This window comes from Ensifer sp. Root127, from assembly GCF_001425225.1.
GTDB lineage: Bacteria > Pseudomonadota > Alphaproteobacteria > Rhizobiales > Rhizobiaceae > Ensifer > Ensifer canadensis.
Genome location: NZ_LMDX01000017.1, coordinates 126,003 through 141,810, shown reverse-complemented (window position 1 = coordinate 141,810; position 15,808 = coordinate 126,003). Strand labels below are relative to the sequence as shown.

Annotated in this window: 17 protein-coding genes; 9 read left to right on the top strand and 8 right to left on the bottom strand. The window is 57.3% G+C overall.

The features are described from left to right. Positions 1-30 precede the first annotated feature (30 nt). Positions 31-744, bottom strand: coding sequence for a response regulator transcription factor (locus tag ASD03_RS19515; RefSeq protein ID WP_057215257.1), 714 nt, complete (start codon positions 742-744; stop codon positions 31-33). A gap of 149 nt (positions 745-893) precedes the next feature. Between ASD03_RS19515 and ASD03_RS39100 the strand changes: the two genes are divergently transcribed. The 3 genes from ASD03_RS39100 (at position 894) to ASD03_RS40630 (ending at position 2,182) form a co-directional block, all read left to right on the top strand. Continuing rightward, positions 894-1,109, top strand: coding sequence for a hypothetical protein (locus tag ASD03_RS39100; protein ID WP_156408000.1), 216 nt, complete (start codon positions 894-896; stop codon positions 1,107-1,109). 2 nt (positions 1,110-1,111) lie between these two features. Further along, positions 1,112-1,345 carry a hypothetical protein gene (locus ASD03_RS19510; protein ID WP_057215254.1) on the top strand — a complete coding sequence of 78 codons (234 nt, stop codon included), beginning with the start codon at positions 1,112-1,114 and terminating at the stop codon, positions 1,343-1,345. Positions 1,346-1,993: 648 nt separating this feature from the next. After that, positions 1,994-2,182 (top strand): hypothetical protein, encoded by a 189-nt coding sequence (locus ASD03_RS40630; RefSeq protein WP_057206313.1) that lies wholly within the window; start codon positions 1,994-1,996, stop codon positions 2,180-2,182. 337 nt (positions 2,183-2,519) lie between these two features. Here ASD03_RS40630 and ASD03_RS40625 read toward each other — a convergent pair whose 3' ends face one another. Continuing rightward, on the bottom strand, positions 2,520-2,834 hold the full coding sequence (locus ASD03_RS40625) for a hypothetical protein (RefSeq protein ID WP_082555506.1): 315 nt from the start codon (positions 2,832-2,834) through the stop codon (positions 2,520-2,522). A 474-nt stretch (positions 2,835-3,308) separates the two neighbouring features. On the opposite strand from ASD03_RS40625, the gene ASD03_RS19500 reads away from it, so the two are divergent. Continuing rightward, positions 3,309-4,646 (top strand): HipA domain-containing protein, encoded by a 1,338-nt coding sequence (locus ASD03_RS19500; RefSeq protein ID WP_057215252.1) that lies wholly within the window; start codon positions 3,309-3,311, stop codon positions 4,644-4,646. A gap of 4 nt (positions 4,647-4,650) precedes the next feature. Further along, a complete protein-coding gene (locus ASD03_RS19495) occupies positions 4,651-4,956 on the top strand; it encodes a helix-turn-helix transcriptional regulator (protein ID WP_025428883.1) in 306 nt (101 codons plus the stop codon). Positions 4,957-4,990: 34 nt separating this feature from the next. Here ASD03_RS19495 and ASD03_RS19490 read toward each other — a convergent pair whose 3' ends face one another. The 5 genes from ASD03_RS19490 to ASD03_RS19470 form a co-directional block, all read right to left on the bottom strand. Next, entirely contained in the window at positions 4,991-5,686 is a 696-nt protein-coding gene (locus tag ASD03_RS19490; protein WP_057215250.1) for a response regulator transcription factor, read from the bottom strand. A gap of 30 nt (positions 5,687-5,716) precedes the next feature. Next, positions 5,717-6,493: a 3-oxoacyl-ACP reductase FabG gene (gene fabG / locus ASD03_RS19485; RefSeq protein WP_057215245.1), complete on the bottom strand. Its 777-nt coding sequence runs from the start codon at positions 6,491-6,493 to the stop codon at positions 5,717-5,719. Then, positions 6,490-8,199 carry an acetolactate synthase catalytic subunit gene (locus tag ASD03_RS19480; RefSeq protein WP_057215242.1) on the bottom strand — a complete coding sequence of 570 codons (1,710 nt, stop codon included), beginning with the start codon at positions 8,197-8,199 and terminating at the stop codon, positions 6,490-6,492. The genes fabG and ASD03_RS19480 overlap by 4 nt, the downstream gene beginning before the upstream one ends. Next, positions 8,196-9,554: an aspartate aminotransferase family protein gene (locus ASD03_RS19475; protein ID WP_057215239.1), complete on the bottom strand. Its 1,359-nt coding sequence runs from the start codon at positions 9,552-9,554 to the stop codon at positions 8,196-8,198. The genes ASD03_RS19480 and ASD03_RS19475 overlap by 4 nt, the downstream gene beginning before the upstream one ends. Positions 9,555-9,657: 103 nt before the next feature. Further along, entirely contained in the window at positions 9,658-10,356 is a 699-nt protein-coding gene (locus ASD03_RS19470) for a GntR family transcriptional regulator (protein WP_057215234.1), read from the bottom strand. Between the two features lie 283 nt (positions 10,357-10,639). Between ASD03_RS19470 and ASD03_RS19465 the strand changes: the two genes are divergently transcribed. From ASD03_RS19465 to ASD03_RS19450, 4 genes are all read left to right on the top strand, one after another. Next, positions 10,640-11,755: an ABC transporter ATP-binding protein gene (locus tag ASD03_RS19465; protein ID WP_057215231.1), complete on the top strand. Its 1,116-nt coding sequence runs from the start codon at positions 10,640-10,642 to the stop codon at positions 11,753-11,755. Between the two features lie 26 nt (positions 11,756-11,781). Beyond that, a complete protein-coding gene (locus ASD03_RS19460; RefSeq protein WP_156408008.1) occupies positions 11,782-12,651 on the top strand; it encodes an ABC transporter permease in 870 nt (289 codons plus the stop codon). A gap of 85 nt (positions 12,652-12,736) precedes the next feature. Next, positions 12,737-13,504 (top strand): ABC transporter permease, encoded by a 768-nt coding sequence (locus ASD03_RS19455; RefSeq protein WP_057215333.1) that lies wholly within the window; start codon positions 12,737-12,739, stop codon positions 13,502-13,504. A 49-nt stretch (positions 13,505-13,553) separates the two neighbouring features. Then, positions 13,554-14,627 (top strand): ABC transporter substrate-binding protein, encoded by a 1,074-nt coding sequence (locus tag ASD03_RS19450; RefSeq protein ID WP_057215226.1) that lies wholly within the window; start codon positions 13,554-13,556, stop codon positions 14,625-14,627. A 631-nt stretch (positions 14,628-15,258) separates the two neighbouring features. On the opposite strand, the gene ASD03_RS19445 is transcribed toward ASD03_RS19450, so the two are convergent. Continuing rightward, a complete protein-coding gene (locus ASD03_RS19445; RefSeq protein ID WP_057215224.1) occupies positions 15,259-15,666 on the bottom strand; it encodes a hypothetical protein in 408 nt (135 codons plus the stop codon). Between the last annotated feature and the right edge of the window lie 142 nt (positions 15,667-15,808).

The window sequence follows — 15,808 nt, the reverse complement described above, 5'->3', positions numbered from 1 at the left end:
GACATTCAGTATTACTAAATCAACCTTCTCCTATAGACGGCTTAAGTTCCACGACGTAGCCTGACGCCCTGTGCGGATGAGATTGCCGCCGGTCAGGCGTCGCAGCGAACGACGCAGGTGGCCGATGTGCACATCGACGGTGCGCGACTGAACATAGAGGTTTGGCGGCCAGGCGACCTCGATCAATTGTTGGCGGGAGAAGACGTTGCCGGGAGCCTCGAGAAGCCGGCTCAACAACTTGAACTCGATTGGTCCGAGTTGCAGCTCGCGCCCTTCATATATCACCAGCCGCCGCCCCACCCGAATTTTCAATCCTCCAAACGCCAATGTATCCGCCAGCGTGTTCGTCAACGGCGGTTCTGTTGCCGCCTGCCGTGCGGCGAGTTTTGAAAGAGAATGAAGATAATTCAATAGCCTAATGGGCAACACGGGCCGAACGAAGTTTTCATCTACGCCGGCCTTCAATAGATCCAGATAATGCCGCTCCTCGCCGGCTGCAACGAGGGCGATCGTTGGGATTGCGGCAGTGATCTCGTTGGATCTGATCGCCGCGGCTGTCCTTAAAGTCGATGCCGCGTCTGTGCCTGTATCCAGGATAATCACCTCCGGCTTCATCGCCGCTGCTTTCTCGACGACCTCTTCTTCACTGGCCAGCACGGTTCGGAAGCCATCGACGTTCAGGATGTGCGTGAGCAGGAGGTAGATGTCCACGTTGCGCGGGCAGATAAGGATCAGAGGTTTCATTGCGCAGCCTCCGCGGCTGTTCTTCGCTGGCGTTTCATCGTTGCCTCATGATTTTGATGTCACAAACTAACTTACTATCAGAACCCACCAACTCGCTGCACCCCTCAAATTGTACTGTGTATTTCGCTATATGTTTGGATTTTGCAATAATGTTCGCAATCATTGATGCAACAAAAGATTGCCAAAGCCTGAGCTTTGCCGCTATCTTAGGGCTATCGATAGTCGACGAGGACAAGCGTTCGTTGTCGAATAATGTTGCCAGGGACGACACGATAAGAACCGCCAAGCGGCTTCTGTGGCTCACGGATACGGAGTTCCAACGTCCGGCAACATCAACATCACCTGCCGGACAGCAGGGAGATTGAGCTTGTCCAAAATTCTCGTTAAATCGTCCGGCATCAGCGATACGGACGGTAAGGACGGCATCTGGAAAAATTTCAGAGCCGAGGAGGCGGTCACCGCCGCAATCGATCTTTATGGACCGCAGGCCGCGACAGCCGCCGCTTATTGCGCACTGGACGCCTGGACTGAGGCGCGTAGTGATGACTACAAATTCTGGTTTGGAGTATTTTCAACGCTGAAAGATCGCAAGACGACTTAGTGTGAGTGGAAAGTGTTTGCTGGAAGGTGAAGGGAGGCAGAGCCTTTGCCTTCACCGCTATTAGACCAATGCCGCCCAAGCTTGTCGTGCATTGGCTTCCCACATTGAAAACCCCAAGCTGCGCTCCATGTACCTAAGTGAAAGCCACACTTAGGAGGGGTCTGCATGAACCGGAATACCGTAATTGGCCTAGTCGTCGCTGTTGTGATCATCATCTTGGCGGTGATGTTCCTAATGCCAGGGACGAACGACACCGCGACAGAAACGGCAACTCCGCCGGCAACCACTACGGAACCGTCAACAGCGCCGTCTACAACTACTCCGTCCACCACCACTCCATCCACTACGGAGCCGACTACGACCGCACCATCAACAACTCCGTCCACTACCGAGCCATCGACAACGACGCCGTCGACGGAGCCATCGACTACCCAACCGTCAACCACCCAGCCGTCGACGACAACACCGGCGCAATAACAAAGGCGGCCGCTCGATCCTGTAAACAGGAGAGCGGCCGCTCAATCGCCGTTTTGCGAGAGGAGGCGCGCCGCCACAACTGGGATAGCCCAAAGTGGCTATGTCTTAGTTTATTTCCCGCTACATTAGACTTTAGTAGGGTGGTCGAATGTAAATCGCCGGGAGGTCGACATGGAGCGTATAGAAACCGAGAAACTTGCTGCTGAGGCAGCAACGAAAGTCTGGTCAGTGACCGATTTCTGCAAAAAACACCGCCTCTGCTACGAGGAGGAGAAGAGGCTTAGGTACCTATTCGGTCACTTTGCTACTGCCCGCGAGTTGCTACACAACGCAAAGCGCACGCCGAAATGGCGGACCTGAGCAGATGTCGAAGCAGGAAGCAGTATTTATCGAGGTTTAGTCTGCCCTGATGAACAGAGCTCCTACGAGGCCGATCACAACAACACACTGCAAAATATACATCGGCCATTCTTCTGACATCGCGGCATCCTCCTGCAGGAGGATCTATGCCGATTGCAACAGACTTAAAGGGTTGGTTCGACGGTGACGATGAGAAGAGGATCGGGCGTCTGTCGACCGGTTCTAGGATTCTCACTTCGTCGGCTTTTTTCTCGAGCAAGGCGAGCGATATGTGCGCCGCCCAACGACGCGCGGGGTCGGTGCATTGACGTGCCGCAGTGCTGTGCGCGCTAGCCCGCTAGAAATTAAAGTAGATTGTGACGCCCGATCGACGCTGGTAGCGGTAATGGTCGCGGTAGCCGTCGTAGTACCCGTAATGGCGCGGGTAGCACCTGCCGTAGTAACCGCAGGAACGCCAAGCGTGCCGCCTATCCCAGCGGCGATCCCACCGACGATCCGCGCGCCATTGACGATGACGCCAGTGGCTGACCTGTTCGACAGTGCTGGTCTGTACTTGTTCGGGTTTTGGCACGAAAATCGGAGCGGCGCTTAGCGGTAAGGCGAAAGACGCAGCTAAGCCAATCGCTGCGAGGGCGGATAAGAGCTTTTTCATCGCAAACTCCTCCTAACTGGCTATCACACTGAACTAGTTGGCCTGAACCGCCGATGAACGGCTGCGCTTGCTACGATCAATGGGGAGAAGCTGCATAATTGTGGCGTCAAAATCGCCCTGTGCCCGCAAGGAGCGAGGGACTTGGCGCCAGAGGAGGATGTCGCCGCCGCAGTTGCTCTCTATGGCCGCAGACCGCGACAACCGCCGCTCATTGCGCCCTGGATGCCTGAACTGAAGTGCGTGGCGATAACTCCAAATTCTGGTCTGGCGTATTCTCAACGCTGAGAGATCGTAAGGTGTGCACTGGGACGCCACGCAAGGTGCGCATCCTGGATAGAAGCGTAGCGACGCTCGACGCAGTCGAATTCTGTGTTCAGTCCTTCTCCGTAGTAAAACTCGACCAAAACAGACCCTTTTGATGGGTTGGAAAAAACCGAAAGCTCTATTAATGTATCCCTTAAAGGGGATTATTAAATGCGTTTGACTGTCGAAGCATTCTGGAGCGGCGACTGGCGCGAATGCGGCACAATTGAGATCCTCGACGCCCAGCTTGGTTACCGGGGGCCGTCGATCGTTGAGTATGACATCGACTATTTCGCAAATTTCGCCGCCGCAGATTATAGTGCCAACGGTGAGGTAGGCGACGCCAGAGCCATGTCTGTCAGGTTCCCTGTAGACCTTGAGAGTCGATATCTGGCGACTTGGCCTCCTTTCCTACTAGACCTCATGCCACAGGGGCACGCGCGACGTAAGCTCGCGGAGCATCTTGGGCTGCGTGTGGATGACCGTGAATCCGACCTCCCACTCCTTCTGAGAGCAGCGGGCAGCCCGGTGGGCAATGTCCGCATCAAGCAGGCAGCGGAGGCTGAACGGGAACGCCTTAAGAACGTGACGCGCACTGGGGTCACTGAAGACGACATCTTCAATCGCAGCGAAAAATTCATCGAAGTCGTCGACCGGTTCGGCCTGATCGCCTCAGGATCGAGCGGCCTGCAAGGCGAATGGCCGAAGGTCGCTCTAACACAAGCGGTCGATGGTCTCTATTATCCAGACGCGTTTGTGAAGGACGATGAAGCCATCCGACACGTAATCGTAAAACTACTCAGGAGCAGCAACGAACGCGATCGGCTGATCCTGGAGGCGGAATCCGGCTATTCGCGCGTTGCCAAAGAGCTCGGCCTGCGGGTTCATGAAGTCTCGGCCTATGAGCAAGGGGTGTTGATGATCCCGCGCTTTGATCGGGAGATCCAAGGAGGGCTGCTATGCCGCTTCGGCCAGGAAAGCATGGTTTCTAGCATTGGCGTCGCGCAGTTCGGACACAACGCCGACCACGAAGACTATGTGAATGTCTTGAAGCGCCATTCGGACCAACCATTCATCGATATCGTGGAATACGCGAAACGCGATCTCACCAATAGAGCGATGGGCAATCCTGACAACCATGGACGGAACACCGCTCTGCGCAAGACTCCTGGTGGAGGCATCACGCTTGCGCCGCTGTTCGATTTCGCACCGATGCGTCTTGCGATCGAAGGCATCGCCAGATCGACGAGATGGGGAGTGATGCGCCACACACACCGCGACAGCGATCCTGATTGGTGGCAGGTCTGCGGTGCAGTTTTCATGGAGGACGAGAGAGCAGCGGCCGCGCTTCTTGGGGAGATGGCGACGTTTGCAGAGCGGCTTGCCAACGCACCGAAAATATCGCTGGCAATGGGAGTGCCTGCGGAAGTCGTGGATTTCGCCATGTCAGGGTGCGCCGAGCTTGTTGGAAAGGTGCTGGACGCAGCCGCTTCAGCGCCGGGGGTGTGAGAATATGCCTCGATGGAAGAAACCCACCAAGGAAGAAACGAGGGAATTGAGACGGCGCCTGGCTGAAAGAGCGGCGGCTGGGGATCTGCGCCTTCCCCAGGCTGTTTCTGAGATCCGAAGGGCACTTGGTTTGAACCAAAAACAATTTTCGGAACTGACAGGCATTACTCGCAGACAAGTCGCTGAGATTGAAACCGGGAAAGCAAATCCGACTGTCGACACGGTTGCCAAGATCGGGCGGCTCTTTGGATTCACGTTGGGGTTCGTCCCGAAATCACGCCTGGATTCGCCGGCCGAAGATCACAAATAGGAAGAGGTGTGGCATAGCCATTAAATCCGCTCAGTCAATGCGATGGCAGGTAAAGCGCGTACCCGACAGAGCGAACGGTTCGAATGACATCAGCCCCCGCCCGCTTCATTGCTCGTCTTATATGTCCAATGTGAATATCAACGGTTCGCGGTTCGACCTCTGCATCGGGTGGCCAAGCAGCGGCAATTAGGTCATCGCGCGTATGGACAACGTCGGGAGCCCGCATCAGGCACAGCAACAGACGAAACTGGAGTGCCGACAGAAGGACCGGTTGGCCGTCTCGCTCGACGCGAAGCCGACTGAGGTTCATTTCGATGTCGGCGTAACGCAGTATCGTTGGTGTTTGCGTGCTGGATCGCGCCGCCACATCGGCGCGCAAACCGCGCAGAAATGCAAGCAGCCGCTCTGGATTGAACGGACGGTGTATGATGCAGTCCCCGGTTGACGCGGCCAGGTGATGACCGTCGCCGCCGTTCGCCGTATTCACGAGAGACACAACCTTTGCCTCAGGCTTTGTGTTGGCCCTGATGCGGGCGCAGACGGCAGATGCATTCATGTCGGGATCAGAGCCGTCGACAATGACCGCCAGCGGTGGGGCAAGATGAACGCGGCTTAGCAGCTCGCTCAAACGGTTGGTGTTTTCAGCCGAGAAACCTTCAAGCGTGAGGATGTGTTTAAGAAGCAGGTAAAGCTCCGCGTCTTCGGTATGGATAACTATTCGCCCGTTCATCTGTCCCCCCTTTGCGGAAAACGCCCAGCCTCACGCTGGCGCGTACTCGCCGCCATTGACATCCAAGATTGCCCCGTTGACGAAGGCGGCTTCATCGCCGGCGAGAAAGCCTATGGCAGCGGCAACTTCGTTCGGGACGCCCATTCGGCCAGCGGGAATGCGCGCAATAGCCGCCTGATTGGTTGGCGCGCTGATAGCACCGGCCATGGCGGTCGCAATTCTGCCCGGAGCAACGACGTTGGCTGTGACACCGTGAGCGCCATAAGGCCAGACAAGCGAACGCGCGAGACCAGCCATTGCTGCCTTAGAGGTTACGTAAGCGCTACCGGCGATGCGGGGAAGCGTTCGCCCGGCGATCGAACCAACGAACACGATGCGTCCGAATCCATGCCGGACCATGCCTGGCAACACCGCCTGGCAGCACAACATTGCACCGGTTAGATTGACCGAAAGAACTGAGTTCCACTCTTTAAGGTCGACCTCATCGAAGGGGGACGGACCGTCGACACCCTTCGGCGAGACCCCGGCATTGCAAACGAGAACACCAGCACTTCCCCAGCTTTGCTCGAGCTCACGAAAGAATGTGGTGATCTGAGGTGGTTGCACGAGATCAACGGTGCGCGCGAACAGGCGCTCAGCACCAAATTCACGGGTAAGATCGTCTTTGGCGTTTCGCACATGCCCTTCGTTTTGACCGAAGATCGCAACCCGGTGGCCGCGTGCGAGAAGGTATTGGGCTGTTGCCAGCCCAATACCTGTCGTGCCGCCGGTCACCACGGCGATCCTTTCCGTTTGGCGATTTGTCATGCTGCCGCATCCATATTGGCAAAGAGAGAAAGAGGAGGATGTGCTTCCGGGTCTGTCATGACCTCAATCAACATTGGTCCCTCAGCATTGATGCTGCTTTTGAGCAGATCGGCCAGATCACAAGGATCTTCAACGCGGACCGCGGGGCAGCCGCAAGCCCTGGCGATCTGCACATGGTCGACGTCGGCGAAATGGCATGCCGTGGTGTATCTGCCGAATTTCACGGTCTCCGCATCCCGTTGGAAACCAAGGATGCCGTTGTTCAAAACGATGATGAGAACGGGAAGTTGCATGCGCACCATGGTTTCGAGCTCCGCCCAACTATGGGCGAAGCCGCCATCGCCAACGAGAGCAACGACAGGGCTTTGTGGACGGGCAGCCTTAGCGCCGATCGCGAGCGGCACACCCCAACCAAGTCCTGCGAGACCGCGAGGCGTGATAAACCGCATGACGCCTGGTGCACGTAACTGCCCGACAACCCACATCGAGGAATAGGAGGCATCGGCGACGACCATCATGTCAGCGGTCAGTAGGGACTGAAGCTCGGCCATCACTCTTTCCGGACGGATGGGCCCGGAAGTCGCGGTTGAAACGTCTAAACGATCACGTTCGAACGCGGTCCAGAAGCCTTTGATGCGCTCCTCCAATCGCGCACGATCACTATTGCGACGCGTAAGGTCGACGCGACCAAGTGCTTCCCGAAGGGCCGAAAGTGTTTCCGCGGCGTCGCCAACGAGGCGGATTGCCTCATAATTCCGTCCGATCTCTGCCGGATCGACATCGATATGTACGATTGTCGCAGAGGTTGGAATTTGGCGCCAGTTGTCCGTTCCATTTTGATTGGTTCGCGTACCGACCAGAAGGACAAGATCAGCTTCTTCAATCAAAGGCAGCGAGTGACGTCCGAGCGAGCGTGGGCCGGTCAATGATCCAAGGACACCGGCTGACAAGGGATGAAACTCATCGACCACCCCCTTGCCCATATTAGTGGTTATCACCGGCAGGCTTGCTTCATGCTGCAAGGCTGTCAGCTCTTCTGCGGCGCCTGAGCCATGCACGCCGCCACCTGCAACGATGATAGGAGCCTTCGCCGATGCAATTCGCCGTGCCACCTCATCGAGGGCTTCTTCAGAGGGACGCGTGCGATCAAGTGGCCATCGGCCGAGGCATTTTGATCTCGGAAGGGTGGCCGGCTGAGCCGGCGCGCGCAACAGATCGGCAGGTAGGAGCAAGACTGCTGGCCCCGGGCGGCCGGATGCAGCTGCGGTAAAGGCGGCGTCGATATAGTCGTCAATCCGGTCTGGGACTTGAACGCGCCGGACCCATTTGGCGCAGGATTGAAAGAGCGCGATCTGGTCGAAATCCTGGAATGCGTTTCTGTCCGCCTGGTCGCGTTCGACATCCTGAACGAGCGCAACGATCGGAACACTCGCCTTTAAGGCTTCCGCAAGAGGCGGGACAAGAAGTGTCGCGGCAGGACCGTTCTGGGCAGCAACCACAGCGACTTTGCCTGATATGCGGGCATATCCGTCGGCCATCGCCCCGCCCATGTTTTCTTGCCTATAGGCGATCTGTTTGATGCCGGCCGCCTCCGCTGCGAGAATAACTGCCGAGGGAAGGCTCTGGGCGAAGATGACTTCCACCTGGTGGCGGCAAAGGATGCGGGCAATGCGCTCGGCGACAGTTTCAGTTGCGGCATTGGTCATGATTGCGCCCTCTCGTTGGCGGCGTGAACACTCAGGAAATCATCGAAGGCAGCGAGGATGAGGTCGATGTCGCTGTTGGTCATTGGTGTCGAAAGGCTGGCTGCGGCGCCATGGGGAAGGAGGATGCCGCGTTGAAGGAAATGCCGTGCAAGCCCCCTCATCACGAGGCCTTCCGCATCGCTCAGCAAAGCTTCTCGAAACTCGGTTGGTGCATTGGTTTTGGGGTGTATTCGAAACAGCGAAGCTGCGCCGGTGACAGAGAATGGCGCGTCAACGCGGCTGATGCTGCTTCGAAGGCCGTCACGCAGCCGTTCTCCAAGCGCCTCCAGGTGATTGAAGCTATCATGTGTCATTGCTTCCATTGCGACGCGACCGGCGACCATGGAGACGGGATTGGCGGAAAATGTGCCGCCCTGCAGCAGCAGAGGCTTGTTCACCTGCGTACCGAAAACCCGCATGATCTCTTCACGTCCACCGATCGCACCGATCGGGAACCCACCACCGATGATTTTGCCGGCAGTGACGAGATCGGGGGTGAGCCCGTATCGCGGCGAGGCTCCTGCGTAGCCCTGCCTGAGATTGAGAACCTCATCGGCGATGATGAGAATGCCATGCTTGCGTGCAGCCGAGCTCAGTGCCTCGATGAAGGTGGCATTGGGATGAAGAAGACCGGCGCGGCTGGGCATCGGATCGATCAACACGCAGGCGACACGGTCACGCAAGGCGTGTAGGCGTTGCTCAAGTCCGTCCACGTGGTTGAAGCGAATGAGATGGACGTCATCGGCGACACTGACAGGAGTGCCATGGTAGGCAGGTATTGCCCGTGGGATGGCTGCCCGATCGTCTGGGTTTGACGCCAACGCCTGCCCGGCCTCGGCCCAATCATAAGCGCCGTGATAGGCCCCTTCGACCCTGACAATTCCAGGCCGGCCCGTGAATGCGCGCGCGGCTTTGATTGCGAACATCACCGCTTCGGTGCCGCTGTTGACGAAGCGCACTTGTTCGATGGCCGGAATACGATCAACAAGCAACTCGGCAAGCCCGATCTCGTGTTGCGTCGGGTTGGCAAAGCACGTTCCCGTCCGCATAAGATCGCTTGCAGCCTGACGGACCGGCTCGAAGCCGTGTCCATGAATAAGGGTCGTAAAGTTATTGTTGAGGTCGAGGAGACGATTGCCATCGACGTCAACCAGATAGGCGCCCTCCCCGTACGCGACGTAAAACGGGATAGGATCTTTCTCTACCGTGGCGCGGGTCACACCACCGGGAAAAACCGGCACTGCGCGACGGAAAAGACGTGTCGATTTAGTCCGTGCAGGCGAGGCCTGCGCGGCATGAATTCCTTGAACTGACATGGCTTGGGCTTTCTGAACAACAAATTCGGCTCGTCGTTTGTACGAGCTTTACACTTTTGTTGCAACAAAAAACCCCAACAGTCAAGTCCATGCAACAAATTCTCTATTGCGCGGAGCCAATCGCCCTTTCGCGACAGGCTCGCCTCAGACGCCGATAGCCGTCGCGAATATCATTCTCCATTGCAGCCCGGACGGCTGCCCCATCGCGCTCCTCGAGCGCCTCCATCGCAACCTCGTGGTTGTGAACACCAAACCGCTCCTTTGCAAATTCTGGATAGAGATCGTGCAGGGAGGGGCCGATCCGCAACCAAAGGGTTTCGATCATCGAAACAAGGTGCGGCAATTTTGCCAGCCGGAAGATCCCAAAATGGAACTCCTTGTTGTGCCACAGGGCATCTGCGTACCGCCCGGCGTCAAGCGCTGAATTAATTCGTTTTTGCAGAGACCTAAGGGCCTCCACGTCCTGCGGGACAACATGTTCGGCGGCCTGCTGCGCAGCCAACCCCTCGAGCGCCAACCGAATAAGCGTGATCTCCTGCAGGGCTTTTGCATCAAGGACAGGCACGACGACCGTCTTTGGGCCGGCATAGACGAGCGCCGCTTCGCTTGCGAGCCGATTGATGGCATCACGCGCAGGAGTAGTGCTTACGTCCAAGTCCTGGGCAACCGCCCTCACCGTCAACTTATGCCCCGGACGGTAGACGCCACGGATAATCCGCTCCTTCATCTGGCGATACGCCGCATCGCCAAGGTTCTCCGCCGCACGATCAATATTGGCCAACTCGCTTACATGGACCGCCATTCAAACCTCTCACTTAGTTGACAATGCAAATTTTTGATGCAACAAAAATGAAATATGAAAGTTCTGCAAAGCTTTTGTCGCATCAACGAGTCCTAGCAGCTTTCTTGATTATCGTCACGGGTGCCGCCTGCCAGGTTGGCGCGGATTTTTTCATCGCCGTTGATTTGCCCTGGCTGCGCCTGCGGGTCGCCCGATGGGATTGTTGGTACGGGGCCGTCAAACGGGCCCTTCAGAGGTTAGACGCCACAGAGCGTCACCGGAACAGTTGAAAGGAAAGTCAGAATTGATTGGTCAATATTTATCGCTTGTTGGGCTCGAAAAGCATTTTGGCAGTGTTAGGGCCGTCACGAGCCTGTCGCTTGAAATCAGTGCCGGTGAGTTTGTTTCGCTTGTCGGTCCTTCCGGTTCCGGAAAGACAACCGCGCTGAACATGATCGCGGGATTTGAGGGACCGAGCGCCGGCAAGATCGTCATTGGAGGACGAGATGTAACGCATGTTGCTCCCAACCGGCGTGGCATCGGCATGGTGTTTCAAAAGTACGCTCTTTTTCCGCATCTGACGGTGCATCAAAACATCGCATTTCCGTTGCGCATGCGGGGCCGAGCGAACAGGACGCGGATTGCCACACGGGTCGAGGAGATGCTCGAACTCGTGCAGCTCTCAAGTTATGGGCAGCGCTACCCCCAACAATTGTCCGGCGGCCAACAGCAGCGCGTTGCATTAGCCCGAGCGCTGGCATTCGAGCCGCCTGTTCTGTTGATGGATGAACCATTGGGTGCGCTGGACAAGAAGCTGCGAGAGGCGATGCAGTTCGAAATCAAGCGCCTGCAAGAGCGGCTGGGCGCTACGGTCGTCTATGTGACGCATGATCAGGACGAGGCCCTGACCATGTCAGACCGCGTTGCGGTTATGGCCGGCGGCGAGTTGATGCAATTCGGTCCTCCCACAGAACTCTATCGGCACCCGAATTCCGCATTTGTTGCCGATTTTATCGGTCGAATGAACTTCATCGAAGGCAGTTGCCTCGAGAACGCAGGTGGCACGGCCGTGGTGCGTCTTTCCGACGACACTGTTCTTTCCATTCGTTCACAAGGTCTGCGAAATGTCGGCCCATCGGCCGGGCAAACAGTAAAGCTTGCAATACGCCCGGAGAGGGTTCGGGTTGCCAGGTGTGGTGAAGGTGGTGCGGGCTGCCTTGCGGCTGTCGTGGAGACCTGTGTCTTTGTGGGCTCTGTCCATATTGTCATGGTACGGCTGGAAAGCCGCCCGGACGTTGTGTTGCAGATACAGCTGCCGGCCGATGGAGGATTGCCATTTCACGAGCGGGATCAGGTTGACCTTCTGCTCGATGATGGAGCCATTCACTTGTTTCCAGAAACGGAAAGGCATGCGGCATGAGCGGCCTTTCCGACGTTTCGCAGGCCATGTCCGCACGCCAGCCACGATCGACTGAGGCATCCGCACGGTTTTATTCGCGTAGCGTTTCGGTCTGCTTGGTGACGCCACTTGTCGCCGCACTGGTCCTCGGGTTCGTCTATCCCGTCATCCGGCTGGTTGCGCTGAGTTTTGAGGGCGGAAGCCTTGATCACTATCGGCGTCTTGTTGCCGAGCCGCTCTATCTCGGCGTGTTGGCGAGCACGGTGAAGGTTGCATTCGTTGTGACGATTGCAAGCCTGCTTCTCGGCTTTCCCGTCGCCTATCTGATGGCGCGGTTGCGACATGGCGTTGCCATGGTGGTTGCGGCCTGCGTCTTCATACCCTTGTGGACATCGGTTCTGGTCAGGTCCTACGCGTGGGTGGTTCTTCTCCAGCGCAATGGCATCGTGAATACACTTTTGGCGGATGTCGGTATCACCGACGGACCGCTGAAGCTGATCTACACGCAGGGCGCGGTCATTGTGGCGATGACGCATGTGTTGATGCCGTTCATGATCCTGCCAATCTATTCGACATTGCGGACCTTGCCGCCCGACTATGTCAGGGCAGCGCGCAATCTTGGTGCTGGAGCGTTTCGCGCATTCATCAGTGTCACCTTGCCGCTCAGCCTGCCGGGTGTCTTTGCGGGCAGCGTCCTGTGCTTTGTCCTTGCCCTGGGCTTTTACATCACGCCGGCGTTGGTCGGCGGCCCAGGATCTATGCTGATGGCAACGTTGATCGGACAGCAGACGACTGTTCTGCTCGACTGGCCGTTCGCCGCAGCGCTTTCGACGGTGCTTTTAACCGTGACGCTCATCTTCGTCTTCCTGTTTCGAAAGACGCTCTCGCTCAGCAAGGGATTGCACAGTGTCCATTGATCTCGCACGTTCGCCAAATCGTCTGTCCCTGGTTCGCGACCATTACGCCGCGTCAGCCTTCCACGTCTTTGCCAAGACCGTCGGCATGATCACTCTGGCTGTCGTGATCGGTTGCGTCCTCTTCTTCTTGCTGCTGCCAACGCTCATCGTCATCCCCATGTCACTCAGCGAAATGGACTATATTGAGTTTCCGCCGAGCGGGTTGAGCCTCAAATGGTACCGTGCCTATTTCAGTGACCCGGACTGGATGGCGGCAACCTGGTTCAGCCTCAAGATCGCGCTTGCTACGACTGCGACAGCCACGATTACTGGCACGATGGCCGCGCTGGCGATCGTGAGAGGGCATCTCCCCTTCAGATCGGCGCTTCAGGCTCTCGCGCTTGGGCCGATGATCGTGCCGCACATTGTGCTTGGGGTCGCACTTTATCTGGTGTTCTCGCCGCTGCAGCTTACGGGCAACTTCTTCGGCTTTCTCATTGCCCATACCGTCCTTGCCACACCTTACGTGATGATCACGGTGACGGCGGCGCTGCAGCGTTTCGACCCCGCGCTGGAACTGGCAGCATTGAACTGTGGGGCCAACAGGCTTGAGGCCTTCGTCCTTGTGGTCCTGCCCAATATTGCACCGGGTTTGGCGGCAGGGGCCGTGTTCGCTTTTCTGGCTTCGTTCGATGAAGCGACGGTCGCGTTCTTCATCTCGGATATTGGCGGCAAGTCGATCGGACGCAAGATGTTCGAAGATATCGACTTCAACCTCACGCCGGTCATCGCAGCGGTCTCGACCGTGCTGGTGGCCATTTCCCTCATGTTGATGGGCGCCATTCATTTGGCCAATGCCCAAAAGCGAAACTGATCACAGCGACGCTTTCCATTTCCCTGCCAACCCTACAAAGGAAACAGCCATGATTTCGATTCCGCTGCGTTGGACTAGAATACACCGGATAGTGCTTGCAGGCGTTTTGCCTCTGATAACCTGGTCCTCCGTATCGCTTGCAGCTGCTGAGCAAGTGGTCATCGCTTCGACGGGCGGTGCCTATGACCGCGCGCTGAAGGAGGCCTGGTTCGATCCCTTCACGAAGGCGACCGGGATAAAGGTTGTAACTGTCGTTGCGACAAACGCGGAAATGCGCGCCAAGGTCGCGGCAATGGTGAAGACTGGAAATGTCACCTGGGATCTTTATCTCGATGGTGAAATCCAGGCGGCATCCAAGGCACATAAGGCGGTCACCGAAGACCTGACGGATTTCTGCAAACAGTTCGCCGGAAGAAAGGATCTCGGTGCAAACGCCTGTGCGGCCGGCGGTGCACTTTTGCAATCGACAGCCACGTTGCTCGCCTATCGAACTGGCGACGGAGAACCAATGCCGCAGACCTGGGCCGATATGTGGGACAGCAAGACCTTTCCGGGCGAGCGTGCTTTTCCGAACTTCGATGATCCGTGGCGTGTGATGGCAGCGGCATTGCTTGCCGATGGTGTCAGCCGTGAGGAGCTGTTTCCGCTTGACGTCGAACGGGCGTTAAAAAAACTCGACGAGATCCGGCCCTCGGTTTCGGTGTGGTGGAAGACCGGCGACCAGAGTGTGCAAGGTTTTCGCAATGGCGACTATTCAGTTGGACAGATATGGCTGACGCGGGCAAAGGCGATGCAGAACGAAGGGTTGCCGATCGCCTGGTCCTACAAGGCATCGTTTTTGGTTGGAGACCGAATTGCGCTCGTCAGAGGTGCTCGCAACCGTGAGAACGCGCTGAAGCTGATGGCTTTTTGGCTGAATTCGCCGGAGGCGCAGGCAAAGGCTTGCGAAGTGCTGTCGTGTACGCCGCCAAGCACCGAGGCGATCGCCTTGATGTCGGAAGTCGTGCGCAAGACGATGCCGCATGCAGACGAGGTCCGGGATTATATGGTTGTCCCCGATTCAGAGTGGATCAACGCCAATGCGGCGCAACTGCTGCAACGCTGGAACGAGTGGCTTCGCTAGCAGCGCAAAGCCGCAGATATGAAACAGACAGCTCGGGTCTCTCAAGCAGATCTGAGCCGTCCGTTCGCCAACCGATCTACGGGAAGCCTTCCGACAAAGATGCGGGGTTCTACGTTTCAGGCGCTTAGCAAAGCCCTGCCTCCGCCTTTTCCGAGCCTCTCACATGGGCTTCGGTAGAGCCGTTTTCCTTCGCGGGAGGCGCGCATGACCTTGCTGACCACGAGGCGTTTGATGCCATGGTTCGCGGAGCGAAAAGAAATGAAACTGTAGAGACCACTTTGATCGTAAGGTGGCGGTTCGACACACCGTCAACGAAATCAGCGAGATCAGACCATGGTCCGATACTAAAATTTCAGCGCTGGGCTAGGTTCTGGACCGCACAACAGTCGTGGAGTTTTTGTAGTGACAAAGGTTCTGGTTGCCGCGATGGCGCTGGTAATGGTTGGATTCTGGGGTTCTGTCGGCGTTCTGATTTACTCGCTGCTTGCGTCTTAGTGAGTAGCGGAACCGTCGTCCGTCCCCTATAGTTCCTCCCGGCAATGGAGGTTGCCTACGGAGGATTGCATGAGCGACACCACGTTTGGATTTCTGTTGGCGGCCGAGTTGTCGGCCTTACTCTGGGCCGCACTTTTCATGGTGATATTCTCGGTCTCTTGATGAGCCGCTCGGGTTCATCGCTCCTGACTTGACTTTGCGGCGGCTGCGGCCGCAAGACGGTGAAGCCCGCAAGCACCTCCGTCAGGTTGGTGACCTGCGATTTGCCCGCGTGCCCCGAATCTTGAGGCAGCGATTGCACATCCTTACCGCCGGCTTCGGCGGTGTTCTTGATCAGCCGCTCTACGCCAGAGGGCGACAAGCGATCGCGGCAATGTTGGGCGGCGATGTATCGACCGTCCGGCAGCTTTCCGAGCTTGGTACCGGCCGTCCAGTCCGGATCGTTGCTCTCAGTCTTTGGCGTTGCACCCCAGTCCCAGCCGCGCATCCAGCGCGCGCCGGCGGGAATTGCATCGACGACCTCGCACCATCCGCGGCGGAACAAGAGGCCAGCCGCCGGCCGGATCTTCCAGTTGCCACCGAGCAGACGCTCGCGCTCAACCGTCGGCAGCGCCAGGGCGGATCGGCCGGAAACAGCCTCATGCTGCCACCCAAAATTTTGGCAGGATCGCGCTCTTGGAACAGAT